Consider the following 24557-nt stretch of genomic DNA (forward strand, 5'->3'; position numbering starts at 1 on the left):
ATTTTTGACACCTCTTATAATTGGGCTTTCCCAAAGCCATTTCCCTTTATCAATCTCCTATTCTTCTTACAAATGAAAAATCTAACTACACTCCTCTTACTTCTTTTTTTAATACCCTTGAGCACATTAGGACAAGAGAACCTGATAATGAACGTCGAGGCAAGAAATACTATTTCTCTTAACGGCACCTGGAGCTACATCATCGATCCTTATGAAACTGGTTTTTATGACTATCGCTACAAGGAAAGAAACGAGAAAGATCCTGAAGCTTACTGGAACCGGCCTGTGACAGAGAACCGTTGGGATCGTGTGGAGCATGGTTACGGTGATAAATATATCCTGCAGGTGCCGGGAGATTGGAACTCCCAGGATGAGGTCTTCAAATACTATGAAGGTACTGTTTGGTATCAACGCGAATTTGATCTGGAGGAGCTTTCCAAAAATGAGAAGGTTTTTCTGCATTTTGGAGCAGTGAATTATGAAGCTCACGTCTACCTTAACGGAAAGAAACTCGGCAGCCATAAAGGTGGTTTTACGCCGTTCAATTTTGAAGTTCCTCAATCTCTTCTGAAAAAGGAGAACAATTTTCTTGTGGTCAAAGTTGACAACAAGAGACATCCGGAAGAAATTCCAACAGTCAATACCGATTGGTGGAATTTCGGCGGAATTACCCGTGACGTCAACTTGATCAGGGTGCCCCAAACCTTCATTCAGCAATATGGTTTACACCTTCAGGAGGATTTGGATCTCACAAAGGCCAAAAAACAAAACCGAATGGCAATAGATGGTTTTGTTAAATTGAATAAGGCTAAAGATGATACCGAAATTACTCTTGAGATCCCCGAGCTGAAAATAAAGCAGAACCTAAAGCCTACAGGAGATAGTGTCAGCTTTAGTCTGCGGGCAAAGAACCTGGAACTATGGTCACCAAAGAATCCAAAGCTTTATGACGTTACCTTCAGCTTCAACGGAGAGCAGATAAAGGACCGAATAGGCTTCAGGAAAATTGAAACTTCAGGAAAAGAAATTCTGCTTAATGGAGAGAAGATATTTTTACGCGGGATTAGTATTCACGAGGAGATTCCGCAGCAAATGAGAAGAGCTCACAGCAAGGAGGATGCAAAGCAGCTCTTTGATTATGTAAAGGATCTCAATGCAAATATGGTTCGCCTGGCGCATTACCCCCACAACCCGAACATGACTAAAATGGCCGATTCCCTGGGCCTGCTCGTATGGTCGGAAATTCCGGTTTACTGGACGATAAATTTTGAAAGTGAAGAGGTGCTTAAAAAGGCAAAAACACAGCTAAGGGAAATGATCTACAGAGACAGAAATCGCGCTTCAATAATTATCTGGAGTGTGGGAAATGAGACGCCGGTTTCTCCTGTACGTACCGAGTTCATGAAGAGCTTAATTACAGAAGCCAGGCTCCTCGACAATACCAGGCTTATCTCGGCAGCTCTCGAAGTTAAAAATAATGAGGGAGTCTTTAGAATTGACGATCCTTTGGGTGAATTCACCGATATAGTTTCGGTCAACGAATATTTAGGTTGGTACGGCGGACTACCGGGGGATTCAAAAATGGCAAAATGGGAGGTGATCTATGACAAACCTCTTTTCTTTAGTGAAACGGGTGCCGGTGCTAAAGCCGGATTCCATGCCGACAAAGAGACCAGATGGAGCGAAGAATACCAGGAGTGGTATTACCAGGAGCAGGTGGATATGATGAAACGAATGCCGGACAACTACAGCGGACTTTCCCCCTGGATCCTTACCGATTTTAGATCTCCCAGAAGAAATCATCCGGTTAACCAGGAGGGCTGGAACAGAAAAGGACTTATTGACAATGAAGGCAATAAAAAGAAAGCCTTTTACATCCTTCAGGAATATTATGAAGGATTAAGGGATAAGGATTAATTTCTGAACTGTAGATCCTTACTTTGGGGCGCCTATTGACTACTAACTGCTAAATGGAATTTTCTGTGAAAAAAGAACTTATTACTCACCTTTTTGGAGCACTAGTGTTCCTGATGTCTTATAGCTGTTATTCTCAGAAAAAACCGCAGATCCTGGTATTCACAAAAACGGACGGATTTGTTCATGAATCAATTCCTGCGGGAAAAGAAGCATTATTGGAGGTTGGGAGAAAAGCCGGATTTGTAGTGGATACTACAAGCGATGCAAAATTTTTTCAGGAGGAAAACCTGAAACAGTATAGTGCCGTGGTTTTTCTCAACACCACAGGAAATGTGCTGAATACTGATCAACAGGCTGTTTTTGAAAAATTTATCCGGGCAGGCAATGGCTATGTGGGGATCCATTCCGCAGCCGACACAGAGTATGATTGGCCCTGGTACGGGAAACTGGTGGGTGGCTACTTCCAATCCCATCCCGAAATACAAACAGCAAGAATTGAAGTCGTAGATAAGGATCATCCCTCTACCCAACACCTGCCTGAAAAATGGGAGCGTAAAGATGAATGGTACAATTACAAAAATTTAAATCCTGAAGTAATTGTTCTTGCAACTCTCGATGAGGAGAGCTATGAAGGAGGCGAAAACGGAGATCACCACCCTATTGCCTGGTATCATGAGTACGATGGGGGTAGAGCTTTTTACACCGGAAGTGGCCATACTCCGGAAAGCTATAAAGAACCTGCATTTTTGGAACACATAGTTCAAGGTATCATTTGGGCAACCGGGAATAAAACCGAATCAGATTGAAAGCTGTAAAACCTAAAAAGTCTTAGTATTAAGGCAACTGAATAAAACCCATTAGAAGATCATTTTCACACCTAAATTGGTGTCAATTAGGAAATTACTCTTCATTTTTGTAAAATTTTTCCTAAATTTATTTGATACTGTCTTTTCACCCCTACTATTAGCAGTAGACTTTTTTCCTGTTGAACTGATAAAATCCCCCCTTTTTATTGAGCTGTTGTTGTGATCAAGTGCCATCAGCATGCTTGCATGGTATAAGAGCATACGCATACTTTTCAACAAGGATCATTTTCATCAATTAAACAGTTACTATGGTCTCAGAGAATTTCTTTCTTCAGCTTTTTCGAAAAACCAGTTCATACCTTTTGACCGTCATTTGTCTATTTATTTCAATTGAGTGTTGGAGTCAGGAGGAATTAAGCTCAAAGTCTCAAAAATTACCGAAGGAAGCCCCAACCATTCGATTTGAACACCTTGGCCTGGAGGAAGGGCTTCAACAGGGAAGTGTACACGACATCATGCAGGATAGTCAGGGATATTTATGGCTTACCACCCAGGATGGGCTTCACAAATATGACGGCTATGAATTTAAATCCTATAGTTCTATACCATTTGACACAACATCCCTTTCCTCGAACGCGGTATGGCAAGTGGAAGAAGCTGCTAATGGAGATATATGGGTCACTGCAGCCGGAAACGGCCTCAACAGAATGGACAGAACCACCGGCACCTTTACCCATTATAAACATGATCCCAATGACTCCACCAGTCTCTCTACGAATGCTGTCTTTGATGTAGCGGAAAGCGAAAACGGGGATCTTTGGGTTTCAAGCTTTGGCGGAGGATTGAATTATATGCCCGCAGGAGAGGATGGCAAATTTCAGCATTTCCGTCATGACCCTGAAGATGAAAATAGTCTGACTTCAGATAATCTTTACATAATTAGAGAAGATCCCCGGGGCAACATCTGGGTAGGATCTTCTAAAGGCCTGAATAGGATTGATGCAGACACAAAAAAAGTAACCCGCTATTTATTTGACCCAAGCGGAAGTAACGAATCTGATGACTCCATCCCTGTATCAGATGTTTACATTCCCGAAGGAGATGAAGAGGTTCTGTGGCTTGCAACGAACTGGGGTCTGGTAAGCCTCGATACTTCTACAGGCAAGCATGAAATTTTTAAAATTGATGAAGATGACAATAGGAAAAACGTTCTATACCAGGTAATATCCGATCCTTCCGAACCTCATATTTTATGGGTAGCAGGACCCGGTACAGGAATTGCCCGTTTCGACATAACTACCAGCAATTTTACCTCATACCGGCATGACCCACGCAATCCTAACAGCCTGGGTGATGATGAAACCTTTTCCTTACTTGCAGATAGATCTGGGACCATGTGGGCCGGCCATTTTGTTGAGGGGCTAAGTAAATTCAATCCGGGGTCTATAAATTTTTACCACCTACAGCATGATCCTGAAGAAGAAAAGAGTCTTGCTTTTGGTCCTGTTTGGGGGCTATATGAAGATAGTCAGCAAATTCTTTGGGTTGGAACCCATACACCTTCAAAGGGAGCTTTTCTCACCCGCATTGATCCAACTGGTGAAATAACACGTTATCAAGGTCAAATACCTCTCATCGAGAGCTTATCACCGGGAAGTATTACAGCTTTTGCAGAGGATAGCCAGGGACAATTATGGATAGGTGGAGGTGGAGGTCTTAATCTTATGGACCGGAAAACCGGACTGGTAAAAAGATATACTCACCTACCCTTTCCGGAAAATGCACAACGAAATAATATTAGAGCTCTTATACCCGCCAACAATAACAAAAACATTCTTTGGTTAGGAACACAAGCGGGATTAGAGTCATTTAACGTAGAAAAAGAGGAATTTAGGACTATTAAACTTCCATCTAAAGATCCTGAAGAACAACCTTCTATTCAAGACCTTCTTCAATCAAAAGATAATGTACTCTGGATAGGAACACTCGAGGGTCTGTATAAAATTAACAAAGCAGGAAAGGCTTCACTGGCATCAAAATACGATCCTAAGGATACAACTTCTATTAGTAGTGACAGGATATTTTCTCTACTTGAAAGAGAAAAAGAGCCTGGTATCATATGGCTGGGAACAAATGGAGGGCTTAATCGCTTTGACAGCAAAACAGGCAAGGCCACGCATTTTACAGACAAAGACGGTCTACCCAATAATATTATTTACGGTATCCTGGAGGATAGTAATGGTACTTTATGGATGAGTACTAATCGCGGCATTAGCAACTTTGATCCCGAAAATAAGACATTCAGGAATTACGGTCTGGATGACGGACTAATTGCTTTGGAGTATGACCAATTCGCATATACTAAAGGGGAAGACGGGATGATGTATTTTGGGAGCATGGAGGGGGTTACAGCTTTTATGCCCGAAAAACTAGCCACTAATGAAACACCTCCCCAAGTTGTTCTTTCAGGCTTGAAACTTTTCAATAAACCCGTCGATCCCGGACCTGGTTCACTACTAGAAAGGCCTCTTTCCGAAACTCAACAGCTCAGTCTGGAGTATGATCAGAAAGAGATCACATTTGATTTTGTTGCTCTTCACTACGGTAACCCGGCAAGGAACAGTTATGCATACATGCTTGAAGGTTTTGAAGAAGAATGGGTAGAAGCCGGAAACAAAAGGTCTGCAACTTACACTAATTTGTCACCGGGCAAATATACATTTAAAGTAAAGGCAGCAAATGCCGATGGAGTCTGGTCAACAGAAGAGGCTACTTTAGATCTTACTATTTTACCTCCATGGTATCAAACCTGGTGGGCCTATTTGCTTTTTGCTATACTTCTTATACTCCTGATCTTCGGGGTGGACAGGTTTCAACGTTATCGCCTGAAAAAGAAGGAGGACGAAAGAGCCGTCTTGAGGGAAGCTGAACTTAGGGCTGAAGCAGAAAATAAGAGACGTGCAGACACAGAGCAGCTAAGCAAAATAGGAAGAGCCATCACCTCTTCTCTTTCCATTTCCACCATTATTGAAACTGTCTATGAACATGTCAATGAACTCATGGATGCTGCGATTTTTGGTATCGGTATCTATAACTCCGAAAAAAAGAGACTGGAATTTCCTGCTACTAAAGAGAAAGGACAGATGTTGTCACCTTACTCTCACAAGATAAATGAAGAAAACCGTCTGGCCGTTTGGTGCTTTAATCATGGTAAAAAAATTATTATTAATGATACTTCCCGGGAAAGCTCTAAATATGTTAGTAAATCTCTTCCCCCTATTAAAGGGGATGATTCGAAATCTCTAATTTACCTGCCCTTGATCCATCAGGACCATACTATAGGAGTCATTACAACACAAAGCTTCAATAAAAATGCTTATTCACCCTATCACGTACATTTGCTGAGAAATCTTGCCACTTATGCTGCCATTGCCCTGGACAATGCTTCGGCTTACAGAGAATTGGATGCAACCATTGAAGACCTGAAGGTAATGCAGGAACAATTGATACAGCAGGAAAAACTTGCTTCCCTGGGTCAGCTTACTGCAGGTATAGCTCACGAGATCAAAAATCCGCTAAACTTCGTCAATAATTTTTCCGATCTCTCTGTAGAACTAATAGATGAGGCCAGAGAAGAATTACTAAAGGCACAAAATAGTACTGGTAATGATGAGGTAATTTTAAAGGAAATTTCTCACCTGTTGGAGGATGTGAGAACCAACCTGATAAAGATCTGCAAGCATGGTACCAGAGCCGATGGTATTGTGAGATCTATGCTTCAGCATAGCAGGGGCGGCACAGGTAAAAAGGAACTGACAGAATTGAATGAACTAATTCGGGAATACGTAAATCTGTCGTTCCATGGAATGCGGGCAGGTAAAAATGTAATTGACGTAGAATTGGATCTACAACTAGATGAACAGGTAGGACAGGTGTCGCTGATCGAAGAAGATTTTAGCCGCGTGATTGTAAACCTATGTACGAATGCCTTTGAAGCAATGCGGGAAAAGAGTCTTAGCCCCCAATCACATCAGGTATATAAACCGAAACTAACCGTAAGGTCTTCCAAAGAAAAGAATAGGGTTACTTTAGAATTTGAAGATAACGGCCCGGGAATACCGGTAGATCTTCATGACAAGATCCTGCAACCATTTTTTACTACAAAAAGAGGAACTGCAGGAACAGGATTAGGGCTTAGCATTACCCATGATATAGTGCACTCTCACGGCGGCACTTTATCAATAAAATCTTCACAAGGCACCGGCTCCTGTTTTAAGGTAGAGCTACCCGTAGGTAGCAGAATAGAGGTTGCAGCAGAATAATTGAACAGGTTTAGCATTGTCTACAAGTTGTTACGGGTAAAAAGCCACGGATGTACGCATGTTCTTTAAAACTCCCTAATTTGGTGAACCTCAAAAAAAAGGCATTCTGTTTCCAAAACACCTTTTTTTTTAAAATTTCGGGAAATCACTTCTTCAGATCGAAACGGTCAAGGTTCATTACCTTATCCCATGTTCTCACAAAGTCTTTTACAAATTTCTCCTTAGAGTCATTTTGTGCATAGACTTCTGCAAGTGCACGAAGTTCAGCGTTAGAACCAAAAATAAGATCCACTCTGGTTCCTGTCCATTTCACTTCTCCGGTATTGCGATCACGACCTTCGAATACTTCCTGAGCATCAGTCTTTGCTTTCCAGGTAGTGTTCATATCCATGAGGTTCACAAAAAAATCATTAGTGAGCTGTCCCCGATTGTAAGTAAAGATCCCATGGTTTGAGCCATCGAAGTTGGCACCAAGGGCCCTCATTCCCCCAACAAGAACAGTCATTTCAGGCGGAGTCAGGGATAACAGCTGTGCCTTATCTACCAGCATCTCCTCTGCCGAAGCACCATAATGCTCCCCTTTTTTGACATAATTCCGAAAGCCATCTCCAATTGGTTCAAGAGCTTCAAAGGCCTCAACATCTGTCTGCTCCTCAAGAGCATCCATTCTTCCTGGGGCAAAAGGAACTCCAATATCATATCCTGCCTCTTTAGCAGCTTTTTTCACAGCCAAAGATCCTGCAAGAACAATAAGATCGGCCAGGGAAACTTTTTTGTTTCCGCTTTGCGAATCATTAAAATCCTTCTGAATTTTCTCCAGTTTTGTCAATACCTCCTGAAGTTGAGGTGGATTATTCACCTCCCAATGCCTTTGTGGTTCAAATCTTATTCTTGCTCCATTTGCTCCTCCCCTCTTGTCTGAATTTCTGAAGGTCGATGCCGAAGCCCAGGCTGTAGTTACAAGTTGAGGTACTGTCAATCCTGAAGCAAATATCTTTTCTTCAAGTTTTGCAATATCGTCTTTTTCAATAAGATCGTGATCCACCTTTGGGATAGGATCCTGCCAGATCAATTCCTGCTTGGGAACTTCTGGACCGAGATATCGATCAATGGGCCCCATATCGCGGTGAGTCAATTTATACCATGCCTTTGCAAAGGCATCGGCAAACTCATCTGGATTTTCCATAAAGTTCTTGGAGATCTTGTAGTATTCCGGGTCTTCCCGAAGAGCAATATCTGTGGTGAGCATAAATGGAGCATGACGTCTATTGGGGTCATGAGCATCGGGCACGGTGCCCTCACCTGCTCCATCCTTTGGCTTCCACTGCCATGCTCCCCCGGGACCTTTATGACACTCCCACTCATACTTAAAAAGGTTTTCAAAGAATTTGTTGCTCCATTTTGTGGGTGTATCGGTCCAGGTTCCTTCGATTCCGCTGGTAATAGTACTCCCGGCGTTTCCTGTACCGAATTTATTCTTCCAGCCCATTCCCATCTCTGTAATATCGGCACCTGCCGGCTCTACACCTACATGTTCAACAGGATCTGCCGCACCATGAGTTTTCCCAAAGGTATGCCCACCCGCAATAAGCGCTACGGTCTCGTAATCGTTCATTGCCATACGTCCAAAGGTTTCCCGAATATCTTTAGCCGCACCGAGAGGATCGGGATTTCCATTTGGTCCTTCAGGATTTACGTATATAAGTCCCATATGGGATGCTGCAAGCGGTTGCTCCAGCTTGTTCTCCCTGGCATAGCGCTCTTTATTACCTACCCATTCTCCTTCAGAACCCCAGTAGATATCTTCTTCCGATTCCCAAATATCCTCACGTCCACCACCAAATCCAAAGGTTTTAAAGCCCATAGATTCAAGAGCGACATTCCCGGTAAGGATCATAAGATCGGCCCAGGAGATCTTTCTGCCATATTTTTGTTTGATGGGCCACAGCAGCAGGCGTGCCTTATCTAAATTGGCATTATCTGGCCAGCTGTTGAGAGGGGCAAATCGCTGTGAACCTGAACTTCCCCCTCCACGCCCATCACTTATCCTATAGGTTCCGGCACTGTGCCAGGCCATACGAATAAAAAGTCCGCCATAGTGCCCATAATCTGCCGGCCACCAATCCTGGGAGTCAGTCATGAGATTATGAAGGTCTTTTTTTACTGCCTCCAAGTCCAGACTCTTAAATTCCTGGGCATAATCAAAATCCTCATCCATTGGATCGGAAAGTCTGGAATGCTGCCGAAGTATAGAGAGGTTCAGCATGTTGGGCCACCAGTCACGGTTAGAAGTTCCGCTTCCGGCAGTCTTGTCCAGGGCCCCTCCTAAAAAAGGGCATCTGCTCGATTCGTTTACTTCCCAGGCTTTATGAGTACCGGGAGAATCACGATGTTCGTTGTGTGCCATTGTGGTAAAATTTTTAGTTAATTAATTCCTTCTAAAATATAATAATATAAACTGATAGTTTTTAGCTAATCATTGGAAAAATCAATGCTGTAACTGCAGGAAATTTATAGTTAAACGCCACTGAAGCAAAAGCCTGACAAATTTGACAGCAGACTGTAATGAATAACCAAGCCTAAGGTAACGACCTGTGTCTTCAAAATTTTCTACTCCTCCCAAAATTCTGTTTTCAGGATTGTATGTGGTTATACAATTAAACTGCGAAGGGTTTTTGTATTGAACACTACCGGCTCCGGTGGAATTTCAACATTAGCCCGGTTGTCTTCAGAAAGAGCGATCCAGGCTACTATAATAGAGATGATCACAATTACAGCTATTATATACCATTTAGAATTTCCTTTTGGACTTTTTCTCTGTTTTTCTTCTACATCTATTTGTGCCATGGTAAAACTTTTTTGATCTCCCAAAAAGTTAATTATCTCAAAGCTTTAAAACCAAAATTTAACCGGAATTTTACATTTGAATCCTTCTGGTGTAACTTAATCAATCTCTTCATGAAGAAGTGAATAATAGACTATTAGGCGCCAGATTAAAAAAAAGGTCTTCATTTCACGCAACCTTTTAATTATCTCAGGTCATAATAGTAAAGAACAAAACCCAAAAACAACAAAATGAAAAAATTGATCTTATTATTTGTTTCTATTTTAATCTTTACCGCTTGCAGTGTAGATGACGAGCCTAATGTACTTTTAGTCCCTGCAGAAGTTGTGGAGACAAATCTTCCACCTATGTTTAGCCCGGGAGAAAATTTTATTGTTGAAGTTACTTATTTACTACCCGACGTTTGTCATATACCTGCCGGGCTACAGGTAACAAGGGGAGCTGAACAGGGAGCTGAAAGGAGAGACATCTATGTCACCGGGGTAGCTTCTATTAGAGAAGGTACTGTGTGTGACACCGAGGGTGGAGATCTTGAAAAAGAAGGTACTTTTAGGATCATCATTGATGAAAATCAACCGTACACCTTTTATCTTTGGACGGGGCTGGACGAGAATAATGAAAGCATTTTCACCGAGATCGTTGTGCCCTTAGGAACAGCAAATTCATCAAGCGAGTAATAACAAATTCAGAAAATCAGGTGAGCTTAAAAAAGCTTATCAAAGAATGCAAAAAGCAGGATCTTAAGGCACAGGAGGAATTATACCATCTGTATGCGGGGCGGTTCTTCGCCCTGTGCCTTAAATACTCGGGCAGTTATGAAGAAGCTCAGGACCTTCTTCAGGACGGCTTTGTGAAGATCTTTACCGGGATCCACCAGTTCAAGAACAAGGGATCCTTTGAAGGTTGGATGACGCGGATATTTATTAATACCGCCATTACAAGAACTAAAAAACAGCATCTTTTTTTAGCTATTACTGAAGATCATCCTGATGAAGTTCATGTGGATTATGAAGAACATTTACCCGACTCTGATTTCCTGTTCGAAATAATTCAGGAGTTGTCTCCCGCCTACAGGCACGTGTTCAACCTGTATGTACTTGAGGGACATTCGCATAAAGAAATTGCTGAGTTACTTCAAATCTCTGAAGGAACCTCTAAATCAAATCTAGCACGTGCCAGGCAAAAATTAAAAGAGCGAATAGAAAACCATCTTCACCTACTTCCAGCAAAGACTCTATGAAAAATAAAAAAAATCTGGATGAGCTATACCGCGAAAGGCATCTGGGCAAGGAAGTGCCACCGCCAGATGATGCCTGGGGCAATATAAGGAGCCACCTGCCTGCTAAGCAACCGGAGAGATCAACCTTACTTCCACTTTGGTATAAGATAGCTGGAATCGCTGCTGCTCTTTTAATTACAGCAACCATCGCCCTCGACTATTTTGTTGCCCCCGGCCTCGTAGATTTCGACAGATCCAACCCCGGATTAACTTCTGAAGACCCACAGGGGGTAGAAAAAACAGAAGAAACCTATGAATCTTTTGAGGAGCAGATTCCGGAAAATGTAAAGCAGCCTGAAGGTATCATCAGCGAAAACAGAAACGTCAAAAAGGGTAGAAAGATCACCTCTTTTCCTGCTGCCACGACTTTAGCTTCAGAAACAATAGAAGATGAGAAAGACATTCAAGGTAAATCCAATATCCATCTTCCTTCAGGAGAAACAGATAAGAATCCTGTAACTTCAGAAGTTGAAATAATTCTTGAGGAAATCACACCCGGCGCCATTGCTTCCCAGGAGGTTGAATCCACGGCAAACATGGAGCAAGAAGAAGTTGAGTTAAACAATCCGGAAGGAAGTAGATTTAGCCTCAGCACCAAAGTTGCACCTCTTTTTACCAACGGCAGTAAAAGCGAAGACCGGGGCAGCGCAGGGAATTCCATAGCATATGGCCTGAGTGTTTCCTATAAGATCTCGAAAAAGATCGCCATTCGCTCGGGGATCAACAAAATGGAGATAAGCCGCAGCGCACCCACAGTAACTTATGCCGGTGGTGTAGAGGCCAGAAGTTTTGTGGGAAGCTCTAATACTACCCTTGCAACACCTACTATTGATGTAGCGGAAAGAAATTCAAGTTTTATTGAGCTGCCCCTGGAGATGGAATATACCTTGATTGACAAAAAACTGCAGCTACACCTGCTGGGGGGAAGCAGCCTGTTGTTTTTCAACAACAGTGTTGTCGTGGACAACGGGATCACAGCGGGAGAGTCAGGTAATCATTTTGAGCAACAAAAACTCCATTACACCGGAAACATCGGACTGGGTCTTGGCTACAATCTTCTGAAAAATATTGAGATCAATCTGGAGCCCACTTTGAAGATAAGGCTGGGCAGGGAAGAAAATTTTAATCCGTATTACCTGGGAATATATTCCGGTCTCACTTATCGATTCTAGGCGTTAGCAGATAAATATGGATCTAAATAAAAAGCAGGCAAAAGGCTTGGCCGATGTACCTGCTTTTAAATAAAACTTTTCAATATTAATTATTGGCCGAGATCTGGCCCCTAATTTCCCCTCCGGGTTTTTGGCTGGTATGCACATTGACATAAGTACCTCCTGAGCTCATAAGATCAACCAGATCTTCAAGGCTTTGTCCTGAAAGGGAACCAATAAGATCATCTGCTGTAATAACTCCCTCTGCGAGGATTCCGTTGGTTCTACCTGTAATAAGACCATCGCCATAAAGAAAAGCAACTACACCTCCGTTTTGTCCGGATGAAGCTGCGTGAATATGGGCTGCCGCAACATTTTCAATATTAGCAACTATGAGCTTGTAATGTAGTTCTGATCCATCTTTACTCAGTTTAAAGATGGTCTGTCCTGTAGCATTTGTCATTACCGCAGGCACTTCCTCATCTCCACTTAGATGAGCTTTAAAACTCAAAACAGCTTTGGAATGTGCTTTATTGGCCTGAAGATTGACCTCAAGCTGACTTTGCTGCATGTCTTGCTCTAAAGCTTCTGTCTCACAAGAAGAGAAGACAAACAAAAGAGCTGTCGAAAAAAGAAGAATAAATTTTTTCATATAATAATTTTTATTGGTTTATATAACTGATAATCAAGTCAATATACGCCTAGATAATTAATATTAGCGTGCGGCTGTCGCCAATAAAATCATAAATTTTAAACTATACTTAGGTATGGGAGAATGTGCCGGAGATTCTCCTCCATTTTGATCTGTTGACAACTAAAAAAAGACACACATAGAAATCAATAGAAGTGGCTGTCTTTAAACCACCTTCTACGTCAATCCCCCACCTATTTCAGGTCCTGAATTCTTAAAATTTCGGGTTCGAATCTGAAAAATTACTGAGAATAGGTATCAAGATTAAGACAACAGTCTCTTCTAAGGCAATTCTTCTTTAGTCTGAATGGGATTAGTTGTGGTCTTTCCATCAGCCTCAGTTGTAAAACTAGCCAGGTGATTTACATGTTTTACATCTTTCTACGGCCCGGAGTTCATTCCTGGATATAGCTGCCAAAAAGCTCCAATATTTACTTCATAAAAAAAGAGGTGCCATATAAAATGAAAAAAATCTCTTTTAAAATTAACATTTTTGGAGAGGAAGGATAAAATCTTAAGCCAGGGCGATAAATTAGGAAATCCAATTCCTGAAGAGAGACAGGAGGAAATCTTCCGTTAACTTCACATCAAAAAAGAATTCAACTGTTTTTAATTCACCATTTTAAGTTTTGGATCGATCAAAAAAGTTTCAGGCGTTTCCCCATTGACCCTTATAAGAATATTGTAATGTTCCAGACCTTCTACTTTCTTGTTCTTGATCTTCCCCATTACTATTCCATCTCTATTGGGATCGCGAAATACTCCTTCGAGAATTTCAGCTCCCCCATCCGTTTTACGAAATATACCCAGCACATCAACCGTTGTTCCTAAATCAGGATCGAGGGGTTCTGCTCTCCAGTAAATCTTCATGTTTTTATCTACCAGGGCAATATGATCTGAGGGTTTTCGACTATTTTCTGAAGGATCTGAACGATCATCAGAGATAAACACCATTTCTTCCTTATTACCTTCATTAATTTTTTCTGTGTCTACTGTGAGTAATACATTAGTATCCTGCCGAATATCTTCAGAAAAATCTGATCTAAATTTTGTAGATAACTCCCCTGAAGAATTTTGCAACAGGTTCGCAGTTTTATTATCAGACACTTCCCCTGCCTGAGGAAGCAAAATGACTTCATTGAACATTACAGCAGCAAAGCTTGTAAAAAACACGAATGAAAAGATCTGAATGGCTAGCTTATTCCTCATAACTTTCAAGATTATTCTCTTAAGTTATGGTTTTCAAATAGTTGTACCTTACAAAATATAAATTTTTAACATTGAGAATTTTAAAATTGCTCAATTGGAAGACATCTCTTTATTTACAATCAAATTACTAACCGGTAAAGGTTTCTTCCTGTAAAAGTACCTCCCTAAAAGAAACTTCATCTGCTGCAAGTACAAAGATGGTGGTAGGTAAAGGAGAAACCAGGTTCTGCATTCGTCTATAATAATTGATGAAATTTTTATCGGGCACAGCCAGACCGAGTAGAACCATATCTGCCTCTTTAGATGATTGATGCAGCACTTCATCAAATGAGCGGCCATGAGATATTATAATTTCCAGCTTGGCATCTATTCTCATTTTCTTAATGATAGCTGATAGGTTGCGCTTTGCATCCCTGGCCGACATCGAATTATGAACCATCATTTTTACAGTGACCTTTGCATCTCGCCATGAACGACTACGTTTTAACAGATGTCCAAGGATCAACAGTAACCCACCATTCCCCTTTACTCCACCCCACCATATATCGATCTGGTCCCGTTCTCCAAAACCCTTCTCATCATCATTGGCAACAATGATCACATTTCTGTTCAGCTTATGAAAATGAGTGATCATGTCTGCATACTTCTGCCGATTGATCTCATTCTCACTATCCCCAAGAATTATGGTATTGGGTGATAAAGCTCCCAATCCATAATACTTCACGAATTCGCTTGCTCCCACATAAGCATCTGATGCCGAAATTACACTGGCAAAGCCAGAGGTGTCGTTTTTCTCCAGGAAATCCTGAATGTTTTCCTCTATCTTTTTTCTGCGTTCATAGGTTATAGAGCTACCTGTAAGCACAGTCGCTACAGTAAGAATTCCCCGGTCATGGCTTATAGAAGCTGCAAAGTCGATAAGATGCCAGCGACTGGTAGGAGCTCCCGATAAAACAAGAGGGTTTGGTCTCCAGGTTTTAGCCTCACTTTCTTTTCTAAGATTGAGCAGTCCCATTCGCACCAATGTGAGCCATATCCCCATTCTAACATCACCCCATGCAGTTTCCATTCTGCGTTTTTGTAGCCATAAAAAAATGATGATGACCACCAGGAGCGCAAGGGCTGTCGCCAGTGCATTGATGAGAAACATTACAGCAATACAGCCAAGGGTTCCAAAAAGGGAAAATATCCAATGCACCTTGAACTTCGGCCTAAAACTCGGACTATCGAGCATTTTTTCAAGACCTGCAGCCGCATTTAAAACTCCGTAAGTTGTAAGAAAAAACATAGTAAGTACAGGAGCAATCAGATTGAGATTACCAAAAAACACGGCGACAAGAGCGATCCAAAGAGTAAAAAAAGTAGCTATACGGGGGGAATCATCCTTTCCAGATCCTTTTCCGAGCCAGCCGGGTAGAACTTGATCCCTCGCCAAGGCCTGCAGTACCCGTGGAGCACCCAAGATACTTCCCACAGCACTGGATAATGTAGCTCCCCACACTCCTATCAAAATAGCATCTCCCCAATAGGACATCTTCCGCATAATCAAAGGATCTTCTATGAGGCTCAGCGCATCTGCACGAGTTGCAAGAATTATTGGTAAGGTCATATAAATTAGATAACCCACACCTACAGCGGCAAAAGTTCCTTTAGGAATAGACCTGGCAGGATCTTTAAGATCTCCAGACATATTGACCCCCGCCATGATGCCGGTGACGGCAGGAAAAAATACTGCAAACACAATCCAGAAGCCTTCGGAATGTCTATCGGCCGCTCCCCATAATTCCACAGTAGTCTCTTCAATTGGACTTCCAAAAATGAGTGAAAGCAATGAAAGAGCAATTCCAAACATAATAAAGTACTGTGCCCTTATTGCGATCTTTGCCGAGATCAGTGCTAATGCAGCAATGAGAATAGTGGTCAATAGACCAACTGCCTTAAAATCCAGTGACGGGAATACACTTACCAAACTTTCTGCGAACCCTACAGTATATAGAGCCACAGAAAGAGCAAGGGCTATAAACAATGGAATACCAACAGCTCCTCCCACTTCAATACCCAATGATCTACTTATCATATAGTATGCCCCTCCTCCCCTCACCCTTTGATCTGTTGCAATTGAAGCGACAGAGAGTGCTGTGAGGAAAGTTATAGAGACGGAAATTGTTACGATAAGAAGTGTTCCAATCAGCCCTACGTTACCAACAACCCAGCCAAACCTCAAATACATTATAACACCCAGGATAGTGAGAATGGAAGGTGTAAAAACTCCCCCAAAGGTTCCCAGACCGCCTCTTTTGGATGGAATGACTTTATCTTTTGGTCGGGTTCTGAAAAATTTCTTCATCTATGATCCAGGATTCGATCGAGATTCTAAAGATCTGTTTAGCTAATTTTTACTGATTTACACCTGCCAGGCTTTTTCACAGAGGCTGAATTCCGAAGGTTTTTCAAGTCTTTGAAGATAGCAATAAAATACAAGAAGCTTAATATACCTAAGGATTAGTTATGCTAACTCAGGGAAACGAGGATCTTCTAAAAAGGCATTTTTATCTGCTTTTATTTCTTCGGAAGAAAAGTCTGAGAACGAAAAAACCATAATGTTCTACAAATCAGTAAAATAACAAGCACTTAACACTAAGTGATCCAAAAGTGCTATAAATTCATGTGGAATTTTAAAAAAGTAAAAGATGAAAACGCCAAAGATCAATTTTTACCGCAGCATTCTCATATTACTGGTACTTTCCCTTTCGAGTTGTGGAGGAGCCAAAAAGACCGGTGAAGACTTAATTTCTGATGCCAGGCAAGAAAAAGCTATGATAGAAAGAGAATATCCTATGATGGCCGATTATTTTAACGGAGCCTCGGGATATGCCATCTTTCCAAATGTTGGCAAAGGAGCATATATCATAGGAGGAGCTTCCGGTAACGGAGTTGTTTATGAAAACGGACGCATGATTGGTTACGCCGATCTAAAACAGGTTGACGTGGGACTTCAATTAGGAGGTAAGGCCTTTGTAGAAGTTCTTTTCTTTGAAACCGAAGAAGCCCTGGAAAGATTTAAGGATGGAAGCTATGAACTTAGGGCCAATGCATCTGCAGTGATCCTGGATGAAGGATTCTCAGAAGACCTGGAATTTCAGGATGGTGTGGCCATCGTAACTGTGCCAAAGGCAGGTGCAATGGCAGGTATCTCTGTTGGGGGACAAAGGTTTGAATTCACCCCCGCCCAATAGGGACTAATATTATCTTTACTAAAGAGGCTGTCTAAAAAGCTATTTTTACTTCCTTCTGAGTTTATTTCAAAATCTTGTCGATCTAATAGATCAGACAATGATTAGAAATTAATACAGGTTCAGGTTGATGAAATTGGATCTTTGGATTGCCTCTTTTTTTTTCAAAGGGTGGTTTTCCTGTTAGCTCTTAAGAGCTGAAGTGCGGAGCTTTTTCACAGGAATTTCTCCATTTTTGATCATTTGGAGAGTATGTTCATAGCCTACATTAATGATCTCTTCTATTTTACTGAAATCGAACAAGGTGTAATTCTGCATTTGTGGTGGATCTATCACAAAATCACATAGTTCCATTTCAGGTTTAGAATTCTGGGTAATTCCTAAATTCACTGCCCTTTCCATTATACTTCGTGGGCCGGGGAAATTCGACTTCTGCCCGGGAAAATTCACATGGGAGCCAATGAGATATTTACACTTATCTCTAATGGCTGAAGCCGGTAGGTTGCAAAAGAGTCCGCCGTCAACATAATTCACCTGGTCAAGGATGATAGGTGCAAAAAACCCGGGAACAGAACAACTGGCCATGATATAATCAAAAAGAGGACCCTTACAGCGCATTTCGCCGCACGCGTCATTAAGGTTTGAAAGAGCCAAATAGAAGGGCTTCTTAAGAGCTGTAAAATCATCTTCGCTAATATACCTTTGAAGGGCTACCTTCATTTTTTCCAGCTTATAAATCCCTGTGCGTCGCCAGGAAAAACCGGTCATTTTCGAAAAAGTTTCTTCAGTAAGGATCTTTTTGATTCCGCCCGGTGAATATCCTGCGGCATAAAGAGCTCCTACAACAGCACCCATGCTGGTCCCCGAAATGATCTGGGGTTCAATTCCATATTCATGAAGTGCCTTTAGTACCCCAACATGTGCATAACCGCGGGCACTTCCGCCACTAAGGCAAATCCCTACTTTATATTCAGGCTTTGGTTTAAAAGAGAAAAATTCTGAAAATTTCAAATTGTATAAAATATGAGGCCAAGATAACATTTTTGAAGCTTGTAACTGGACCCGGCTTGACAGGAAGAGGATTTAAAAATGGCATTTTTGACACCTCTTCTTTGCTGTTGTCTGCAAATAAAAAATCTGTAACTTTAGAATCAATCACTTTTTATCCTTGCAAAACAGGTTTAAAATAGGATTACAACCTAAACAAAAACCGGAACTGAAGCCAAAGAGAATTTCATATTATTTCCAACATTTCCTGTTTGTTCTGCTTTTTGGCAGGGCAGGATTGCTTGTACTTATTCTAATCCTCTCCTCGTGCACACCTCGTCTAGCCCCACAACAAGCTCCCATTCAGGACCCGGGGAAATTTACGGCTACAGGAACTGCATCATTACCCGATAATTGGTGGCAAAGTTTTCAAGACCCGGTTTTGGATTCCCTGGTTCAACAAGGACTACAGGAAAACCTCTTTTTGGCAGGTAACTGGCAGGAATATAAAGCAGCACTTGCGGTAGTAAAGAGGGAAAGGTCTTTTCTCTTTCCGCAGATCGACGCTTTTACAGGTGTAGATAAGAACACACCCCAGGGTAATTTTTCACAGGACTTTCAATTGCAAACCGGCCTCGCTGCTTCTTATGAAATTGATCTTTGGGGACGGATACGAGCGGGAATACAAGCTGAAAAATTCAATGCCCAAGCTGTTTTACACGACTATCAGGCAGCCGCGATGACCATCACGGCCGAGATCTCAAACACCTGGTACCAATTACTCACTGCTCGCAGGCAACTTGAGCTTATAAATAGACAGATCCAAACCAATGAAGACATCGTAAAACTTATTCGGGCAAGATTTGCGGGAGGACAGATACGTGCTGTAGACATTTTGCGGCAGGAACAGTTACTTGAAAGCACCAGGGATCAAAAGATATTTTATGAGACTACGCTGGAGATACTTGAAAATCGACTGGCGGTACTTTTAGGTCGGCCTCCACAGAACATTGATGATTTTACTTCAGGAGTAATTCCAAATCTACCTCCACTTCCGGAGACCGGGCTACCACTGGAGCTAATTCGTCGCCGTCCCGACCTTCAGCGGGCATATAATCTTGTCCTGGCTGCCGACAGGGAACTGGCTTTTACCATTAGGAGCAAATTTCCGGTAATCTCAATTGAGGCTCAGGGAAGATTTACTTCCGCTGAAATAGGTAACTTGTTTGAGAATTGGACTTACAGCCTGGCAGGAAATTTAGTAGCACCCATTATCTATGGCGGAAGACTTTCAGCTGAGGCAGATCGTGCAGAGGCAGTTAAGAATCAGCGGCTATTTGAATATGGGCAGGCAGTACTTACTGCATTCGAGGAGGTCGAAAATGCCCTTTTTCAGGAGTATAAACAAATTGAGAGGCTGGAAGTTTTGGAGAGAAGGCTTGATCTTTCCACCAAAACTTCAAAACAGTTACGTATAGAGTTTTTGAACGGTCTAAGTCCTTACCTCGACGTACTGCTGGCCCTGGATGAGCAACAGCAGCTGGAAAGGGAAATCCTGGAAGCAAGACAGGACCTGTTGGAGATACGCATTGGACTGTACAGAGCATTGGCCGGTGCCTTTGATGCTCCGAAAGAAGGCAGTCTTTAAAATTACAAGAATGAGTACAAAAAAAATAGTAATAATTTGCATTGGGATACTGATACTGGCAGCAGTGATCACTTCCTTCATTTTTCTTAGCGAACCGACGGCACAAAAAGAAGGGGCTACCCGGGAGATGGCAATGCTGGTAAAAGTCACAGAAGCAGAAGCGGGTAATTTCTCCCCTCTCTTGATCGCTACCGGTACAGTGGAGCCGGTAGAAGATGTAATTCTTAGCGCCAGAGTGGGTGGAGAAGTTATTCGTCGGGCACCTGCATTTGTACCCGGCGGTTTTGTAAAAAAAGGAGATCTTCTTTTACAAATAGATCCTTCAGATTACCGGAACAATCTGGAATTACGCCGTAGTGAATTACTACAAGCCCAAACCGATCTTGATGTGGAGATGGGTCGACAGGAAGTAGCCGAGCAGGACCTCGAGCTGGTTGGCGGGCAAAGTCTAACTCCCCAGGAACAGGCTTTGGTGTTACGACAGCCACAACTCAACGCGGTAAAAGCCCGGATCAAAGCGGCACAGGCTGCGGTAGACCAGGCACAGCTGGAGCTGGCAAGAACTACTATAAAAGCGCCTTTTAACGCTCACATCCTTACCCAAAATGTTACTACAGGTTCACAGGTGGCTCCCGGGGAAGATTTGGGCAGACTGGTAGGCACCGAAAAATATCGCGTGATCCTAAGTCTTCCGGTTTCCCGACTGCAGTACCTACGCTTTCCAGATTCAGAAAACGGGAAAGGCTCCTCGGTAAGGATCCGGAATACTGCTGCATGGCCTGCAGACACTTATAGAACAGGTTATGTTACCAGCCAGGTAGGCGCATTGGACAATCAAACAAGATTAGCACGAATTCTCGTGGAAGTACCCGATCCTCTTGCACAGGATACCGCTGCCGGCAAGCCTGAATTGATCATTGGAACTTTTGTAGAAAGCCTCATTGAAGGAAATGAAATTGAAAATGTTGTGCGCCTCGATCGCGACTACCTGAGAGATAATGATAAAGTATGGGTAATGCAGGACGGAAAGCTTTTTATAAAGGAAGTAGATGTTCTACTCACCGATAGCCAATATGCCTATATAACCGATGGCCTTGAACATGGTGAAAAGGTGATAACAACTAATTTAAGTACGGTGGCCGAAGGTGCTGCGGTACGAACCGAAGCAGATTCAACAGCCCGAAGCTACAGTGCTAAAGACAGCATAGAATAATGGCAGAAAAAGATTCAAATATCAGGAAAGAAGGAATCATTGCTTATATGGCCCGAAATTCTATTGCGGCCAACTTGCTCATGGTTCTTCTCATAGCTGGTGGTATTTGGACCATGCTGCAGATTCAGAAAGAAGTTTTTCCTCAGTTTCAGCTTGATTATGTAAACGTGAATGTGCAGTATCCCGGTGCTGCACCTGCCGAAGTAGAACAGGGGATCTTACTGCCCGTAGAAGAAGCCCTTCGCGGGATTCAGGGGATAAAGGAAATTGTGTCAACTGCCCGGGAAGGTTCGGGGGAAGTTGTAATTGAACTTATTGCCGGAACTAATCGCATGAAAGCTTTTCAGGATATTGACCAGGCAGTAAGCAGGATCCGGACCTTTCCCGATGACATTGAACAACCCCAGGTGAGCCTGCAATTACAGCAGCAGGACGTGATGGAAATTAGCCTTTATGGACAGGTGGATATCTGGACTTTGAGGCAACTGGGAGAGCAACTTAGGAACATCCTGTTGAGCAATCCGCAAATCACCCAGGTAGAATTAGTGAATGTTCCGGATTACTTCACTCACATTGAAATACCAAGACACAATCTTCGGAAGTACAATCTCACTCTTGACCAGGTCGCCCGAATTGTAGCGGAATCCAGCGAAGATGTTCCGGCAGGAGCCGTCGAGACGGCCACAGGCGAGATCCTTTTGAGGATGAAGGAAAGGAAACAGTGGGCAGATGAATTCAGGAAAATTGGGATCATCAATTCAGATTCAGGAGCCAAGGTTACTTTGGGGGAGATAGCTACCGTGACAGACGGATTCGAAGAAACGGGTTTTCACGGGCAGTTCAACAGGGAACCGGCTGTAAGTTTGAGCATTTACAGAGTTGGCGACCAGTCTCCTCTTGATATTGCAGAGGAGGTTGAAAAGATTCTTGACGATTTCCAGCTGCCACCAGGTGTAAAATATCGCATTGACAGTAACCGTGCAGAAGACTATAGCGAACGTCTTTCCCTGCTCACAGAGAACGGGTTAATGGCCATAATAATTGTTCTGATCATTTTGACTTTATTCCTGGAGTACCGTCTTGCTTTTTGGGTCATGATGGGAATGACCATTTCTTTTATTGGCGGGATCATTTTTCTTCCGTTGGTTGGTGTGAGCATTAATATGATCTCCATGTTCGGTTTTCTCGTAGTGCTGGGAATTGTTGTAGATGACGCTATAGTTGTGGGGGAGAACGTTTATGAATACCGTAAAAAAGGATTAAGTCCTATAGATGCAGCAATAGCAGGAACCAAGGATGTTTCCCGGCCGGTGATCTTTAGTATCGCCACCACTATAATTGCCTTCGTACCTCTTTTGCTTATGCCGGGTGAAACAGGAAAATTCTGGTGGCCCCTACCAGTAGTTGTGATCGTAATATTAGCTGTTTCTCTTTTTGAAGCACTTTTTATTCTTCCTTCCCACCTGGGTCATCTAAAGAAAAAACAGGCCAAAGGTTGGGCACTTAAGCTTGAAAAATTGCAACAGAAATTTGCCGCTGCCTTTGACCGGTTTGTACAGAATTACTACCGCCCGCTTCTGGACAAATCCCTAAAGTACAGGTACATCACCCTCACTGCCGCTGTGGCCCTTTTGATCATTGTTGGGGGTTACGGCTATAGTGATCATATGGGAATGATAATGATGCCGGAAGTTGCTGCCGATGAGATTGAGGCAGGGGTACGGCTACCTGAAGGCACCACCACTCAACAATCGGCCAAAGTAGCTGAAGAGATCACAAATTCCACCTTCGAAATGTTTGAGGAACACAATCTCTTTGAAGTAGCAGAAGGAGTCAAAACAAATGTGAGGGGCCAGAACTTCATTGATGTTGAGATCGTGATGAAACCGCCAGATGAAAGAAAAATGACAGCAAGGGAGGTCATTGCCCTGTGGCGGGATAATATTGGTGAAATAGAGGGAGTGGATCAAATCACCTTTGAAGCTGAACGTGGTCCCGGCGGTTACCAGCAAGATATTAGCGTTGATCTTAGCCACACCGACATCAATGTGCTGGAAAAGGCTAGCATGGCGTTCTCTAAAAGAATGGCTGAGTTCCAAAATACCCGTGACATTAGTGATAACTATAACAAAGGCAAACAGCAGTTTGATTTTAAGCTCCTGCCCGAAGGAAGGAATCTCGGCCTCACCTCAAATGAAGTGGGAAGACAGGTAAGAGATGCTTTTTACGGTGCTTTAGCTATGAGACAAATGCGTTCCATCAACGAGATCGAGGTACGGGTAAAATTGCCCCTGGAAGAAAGGCGCAATATTCAAAACCTTGAGAATTTCCTTATTAGAACCCAGCAAGGAGTAGAAGTTCCCTTACTGGATGTGGTGAGGATCGAGCGTGATGAAGCCTTTACGAGCATCAACAGGCGCGACGGCCGCCGTGTTGTGAATGTGGGAATGGATGTAGAACCGGCCAACACAGTGGGACAGGTGCTTGCTGCAATACAGACAGAGGTTCTACCCCAACTGCGTGGTGATTTTCCCGGGCTCACCTGGACCTTCGAAGGTAGCCAGGCCGATATGCGTGAGTCTACAGATACCCTCTGGAACACCTTCTCCATGGCTATGCTCATTATTTATGTCTTGCTGGCAATAGCGTTTAGCAGTTATGTGCAACCGCTCATAGTAATGACAGCAATACCCTTTGGAATTGTAGGAGCCGTTATTGGTCATATCCTCCTGGGGTACGACCTTTCCCTGGTGAGCCTTATGGGAGTGATAGCGCTCACGGGAGTAGTGGTGAACGACAGCCTCATAATGATCGATTACGCCAATAAAAAGCGGAGGGAATGTTCTGTTTATGAAGCAATTCACGAAGCAGGCCTACGACGTTTCAGACCAATAATACTTACCACCCTCACAACTTTTGGCGGATTGACACCAATAATCCTGGAAACATCGAGCCAGGCTTATTATCTCATTCCTATGGCTATTTCTTTAGGCTTCGGAATTGTTTTCGCCACCTCCATCATCCTGCTGATAGTACCATGTCTCTACCTCATCCTGGAAGATGCAAAATTATACCTTAGACATCGCCGGACAGTACAGCGGAAATTCGCTTCAGACAAGGGGTGATCTTTGTGCAAATTTTAAAAGCTTCCTAAAGACCAACAACAGCCTTACCTATTTTTACTATCTTTAGTTTTACTCAGACCTATTTACTTAAGAAGGTCCAAAAATGTCATTTTTGAGACCTCTTTTCACAG

At 42.7% G+C, this 24557-nt stretch carries 16 protein-coding genes; 10 read left to right on the forward strand and 6 right to left on the reverse strand.

Features of this window, described 5'->3' with window-relative positions; all coding sequences use genetic code 11:
- Positions 1 to 117: 117 nt before the first annotated feature.
- The 3 genes from ACXYMT_RS14055 to ACXYMT_RS14065 all read left to right on the forward strand — a co-directional run bounded on the left by ACXYMT_RS14055 (position 118) and on the right by ACXYMT_RS14065 (position 7045).
- Positions 118 to 1917: a glycoside hydrolase family 2 protein gene (locus ACXYMT_RS14055; RefSeq protein ID WP_459059731.1), complete on the forward strand. Its 1800-nt coding sequence runs from the start codon at positions 118 to 120 to the stop codon at positions 1915 to 1917.
- Positions 1918 to 1982: 65 nt separating this feature from the next.
- Entirely contained in the window at positions 1983 to 2723 is a 741-nt protein-coding gene (locus ACXYMT_RS14060) for a ThuA domain-containing protein (RefSeq protein ID WP_459059732.1), read from the forward strand.
- A gap of 308 nt (positions 2724 to 3031) precedes the next feature.
- Entirely contained in the window at positions 3032 to 7045 is a 4014-nt protein-coding gene (locus tag ACXYMT_RS14065) for a sensor histidine kinase (RefSeq protein ID WP_459059733.1), read from the forward strand.
- Between the two features lie 145 nt (positions 7046 to 7190).
- On the opposite strand, the gene katG is transcribed toward ACXYMT_RS14065, so the two are convergent.
- Together katG and ACXYMT_RS14075 are read right to left on the reverse strand one after the other, a co-directional pair.
- Positions 7191 to 9452 (reverse strand): catalase/peroxidase HPI, encoded by a 2262-nt coding sequence (katG, locus tag ACXYMT_RS14070; protein WP_459059734.1) that lies wholly within the window; start codon positions 9450 to 9452, stop codon positions 7191 to 7193.
- 242 nt (positions 9453 to 9694) lie between these two features.
- Complete coding sequence (locus tag ACXYMT_RS14075) at positions 9695 to 9892, reverse strand: hypothetical protein (RefSeq protein ID WP_459059735.1); 198 nt, start codon at positions 9890 to 9892, stop codon at positions 9695 to 9697.
- A gap of 228 nt (positions 9893 to 10120) precedes the next feature.
- Between ACXYMT_RS14075 and ACXYMT_RS14080 the strand changes: the two genes are divergently transcribed.
- Genes ACXYMT_RS14080 through ACXYMT_RS14090 form a run of 3 tightly spaced genes read left to right on the forward strand, consistent with a single transcriptional unit; the run spans position 10121 to position 12341 of the window.
- Positions 10121 to 10567 (forward strand): hypothetical protein, encoded by a 447-nt coding sequence (locus tag ACXYMT_RS14080; RefSeq protein WP_459059736.1) that lies wholly within the window; start codon positions 10121 to 10123, stop codon positions 10565 to 10567.
- A 20-nt stretch (positions 10568 to 10587) separates the two neighbouring features.
- Positions 10588 to 11130 (forward strand): RNA polymerase sigma factor, encoded by a 543-nt coding sequence (locus ACXYMT_RS14085; RefSeq protein WP_459059737.1) that lies wholly within the window; start codon positions 10588 to 10590, stop codon positions 11128 to 11130.
- Positions 11127 to 12341 carry a hypothetical protein gene (locus ACXYMT_RS14090; RefSeq protein ID WP_459059738.1) on the forward strand — a complete coding sequence of 405 codons (1215 nt, stop codon included), beginning with the start codon at positions 11127 to 11129 and terminating at the stop codon, positions 12339 to 12341. The genes ACXYMT_RS14085 and ACXYMT_RS14090 overlap by 4 nt, the downstream gene beginning before the upstream one ends.
- Positions 12342 to 12426: 85 nt before the next feature.
- Here the strand turns inward: ACXYMT_RS14090 and ACXYMT_RS14095 are convergent, their stop codons facing one another.
- The 3 genes from ACXYMT_RS14095 to ACXYMT_RS14105 form a co-directional block, all read right to left on the reverse strand.
- Positions 12427 to 12972 carry a CHRD domain-containing protein gene (locus ACXYMT_RS14095; protein ID WP_459059739.1) on the reverse strand — a complete coding sequence of 182 codons (546 nt, stop codon included), beginning with the start codon at positions 12970 to 12972 and terminating at the stop codon, positions 12427 to 12429.
- Positions 12973 to 13620: 648 nt separating this feature from the next.
- Positions 13621 to 14220 (reverse strand): hypothetical protein, encoded by a 600-nt coding sequence (locus ACXYMT_RS14100; protein WP_459059740.1) that lies wholly within the window; start codon positions 14218 to 14220, stop codon positions 13621 to 13623.
- 127 nt (positions 14221 to 14347) lie between these two features.
- The gene (locus ACXYMT_RS14105; protein ID WP_459059741.1) at positions 14348 to 16567 is read right to left on the reverse strand and encodes an APC family permease; all 2220 of its coding nucleotides are present in this window, start codon (positions 16565 to 16567) and stop codon (positions 14348 to 14350) included.
- Positions 16568 to 16910: 343 nt separating this feature from the next.
- Between ACXYMT_RS14105 and ACXYMT_RS14110 the strand changes: the two genes are divergently transcribed.
- Positions 16911 to 17456: a lipid-binding SYLF domain-containing protein gene (locus ACXYMT_RS14110; protein ID WP_459059742.1), complete on the forward strand. Its 546-nt coding sequence runs from the start codon at positions 16911 to 16913 to the stop codon at positions 17454 to 17456.
- A 180-nt stretch (positions 17457 to 17636) separates the two neighbouring features.
- On the opposite strand, the gene ACXYMT_RS14115 is transcribed toward ACXYMT_RS14110, so the two are convergent.
- Positions 17637 to 18464 (reverse strand): patatin-like phospholipase family protein, encoded by an 828-nt coding sequence (locus ACXYMT_RS14115; protein WP_459059743.1) that lies wholly within the window; start codon positions 18462 to 18464, stop codon positions 17637 to 17639.
- A gap of 274 nt (positions 18465 to 18738) precedes the next feature.
- Here ACXYMT_RS14115 and ACXYMT_RS14120 point away from each other — a divergent pair, with 274 nt between their 5' ends.
- The 3 genes from ACXYMT_RS14120 to ACXYMT_RS14130 are packed head-to-tail and all read left to right on the forward strand — an operon-like array spanning position 18739 to position 24426.
- Positions 18739 to 20088 carry an efflux transporter outer membrane subunit gene (locus ACXYMT_RS14120; protein WP_459059925.1) on the forward strand — a complete coding sequence of 450 codons (1350 nt, stop codon included), beginning with the start codon at positions 18739 to 18741 and terminating at the stop codon, positions 20086 to 20088.
- 10 nt (positions 20089 to 20098) lie between these two features.
- Positions 20099 to 21301, forward strand: a complete 1203-nt coding sequence (locus ACXYMT_RS14125) for an efflux RND transporter periplasmic adaptor subunit (RefSeq protein WP_459059744.1) — start codon at positions 20099 to 20101, stop codon at positions 21299 to 21301.
- Entirely contained in the window at positions 21301 to 24426 is a 3126-nt protein-coding gene (locus tag ACXYMT_RS14130; RefSeq protein ID WP_459059745.1) for an efflux RND transporter permease subunit, read from the forward strand. Before ACXYMT_RS14125 ends, ACXYMT_RS14130 begins: the two co-directional genes overlap by 1 nt.
- Positions 24427 to 24557 lie beyond the last annotated feature (131 nt).

Source organism: Salinimicrobium sp. CAU 1759 (assembly GCF_054482715.1).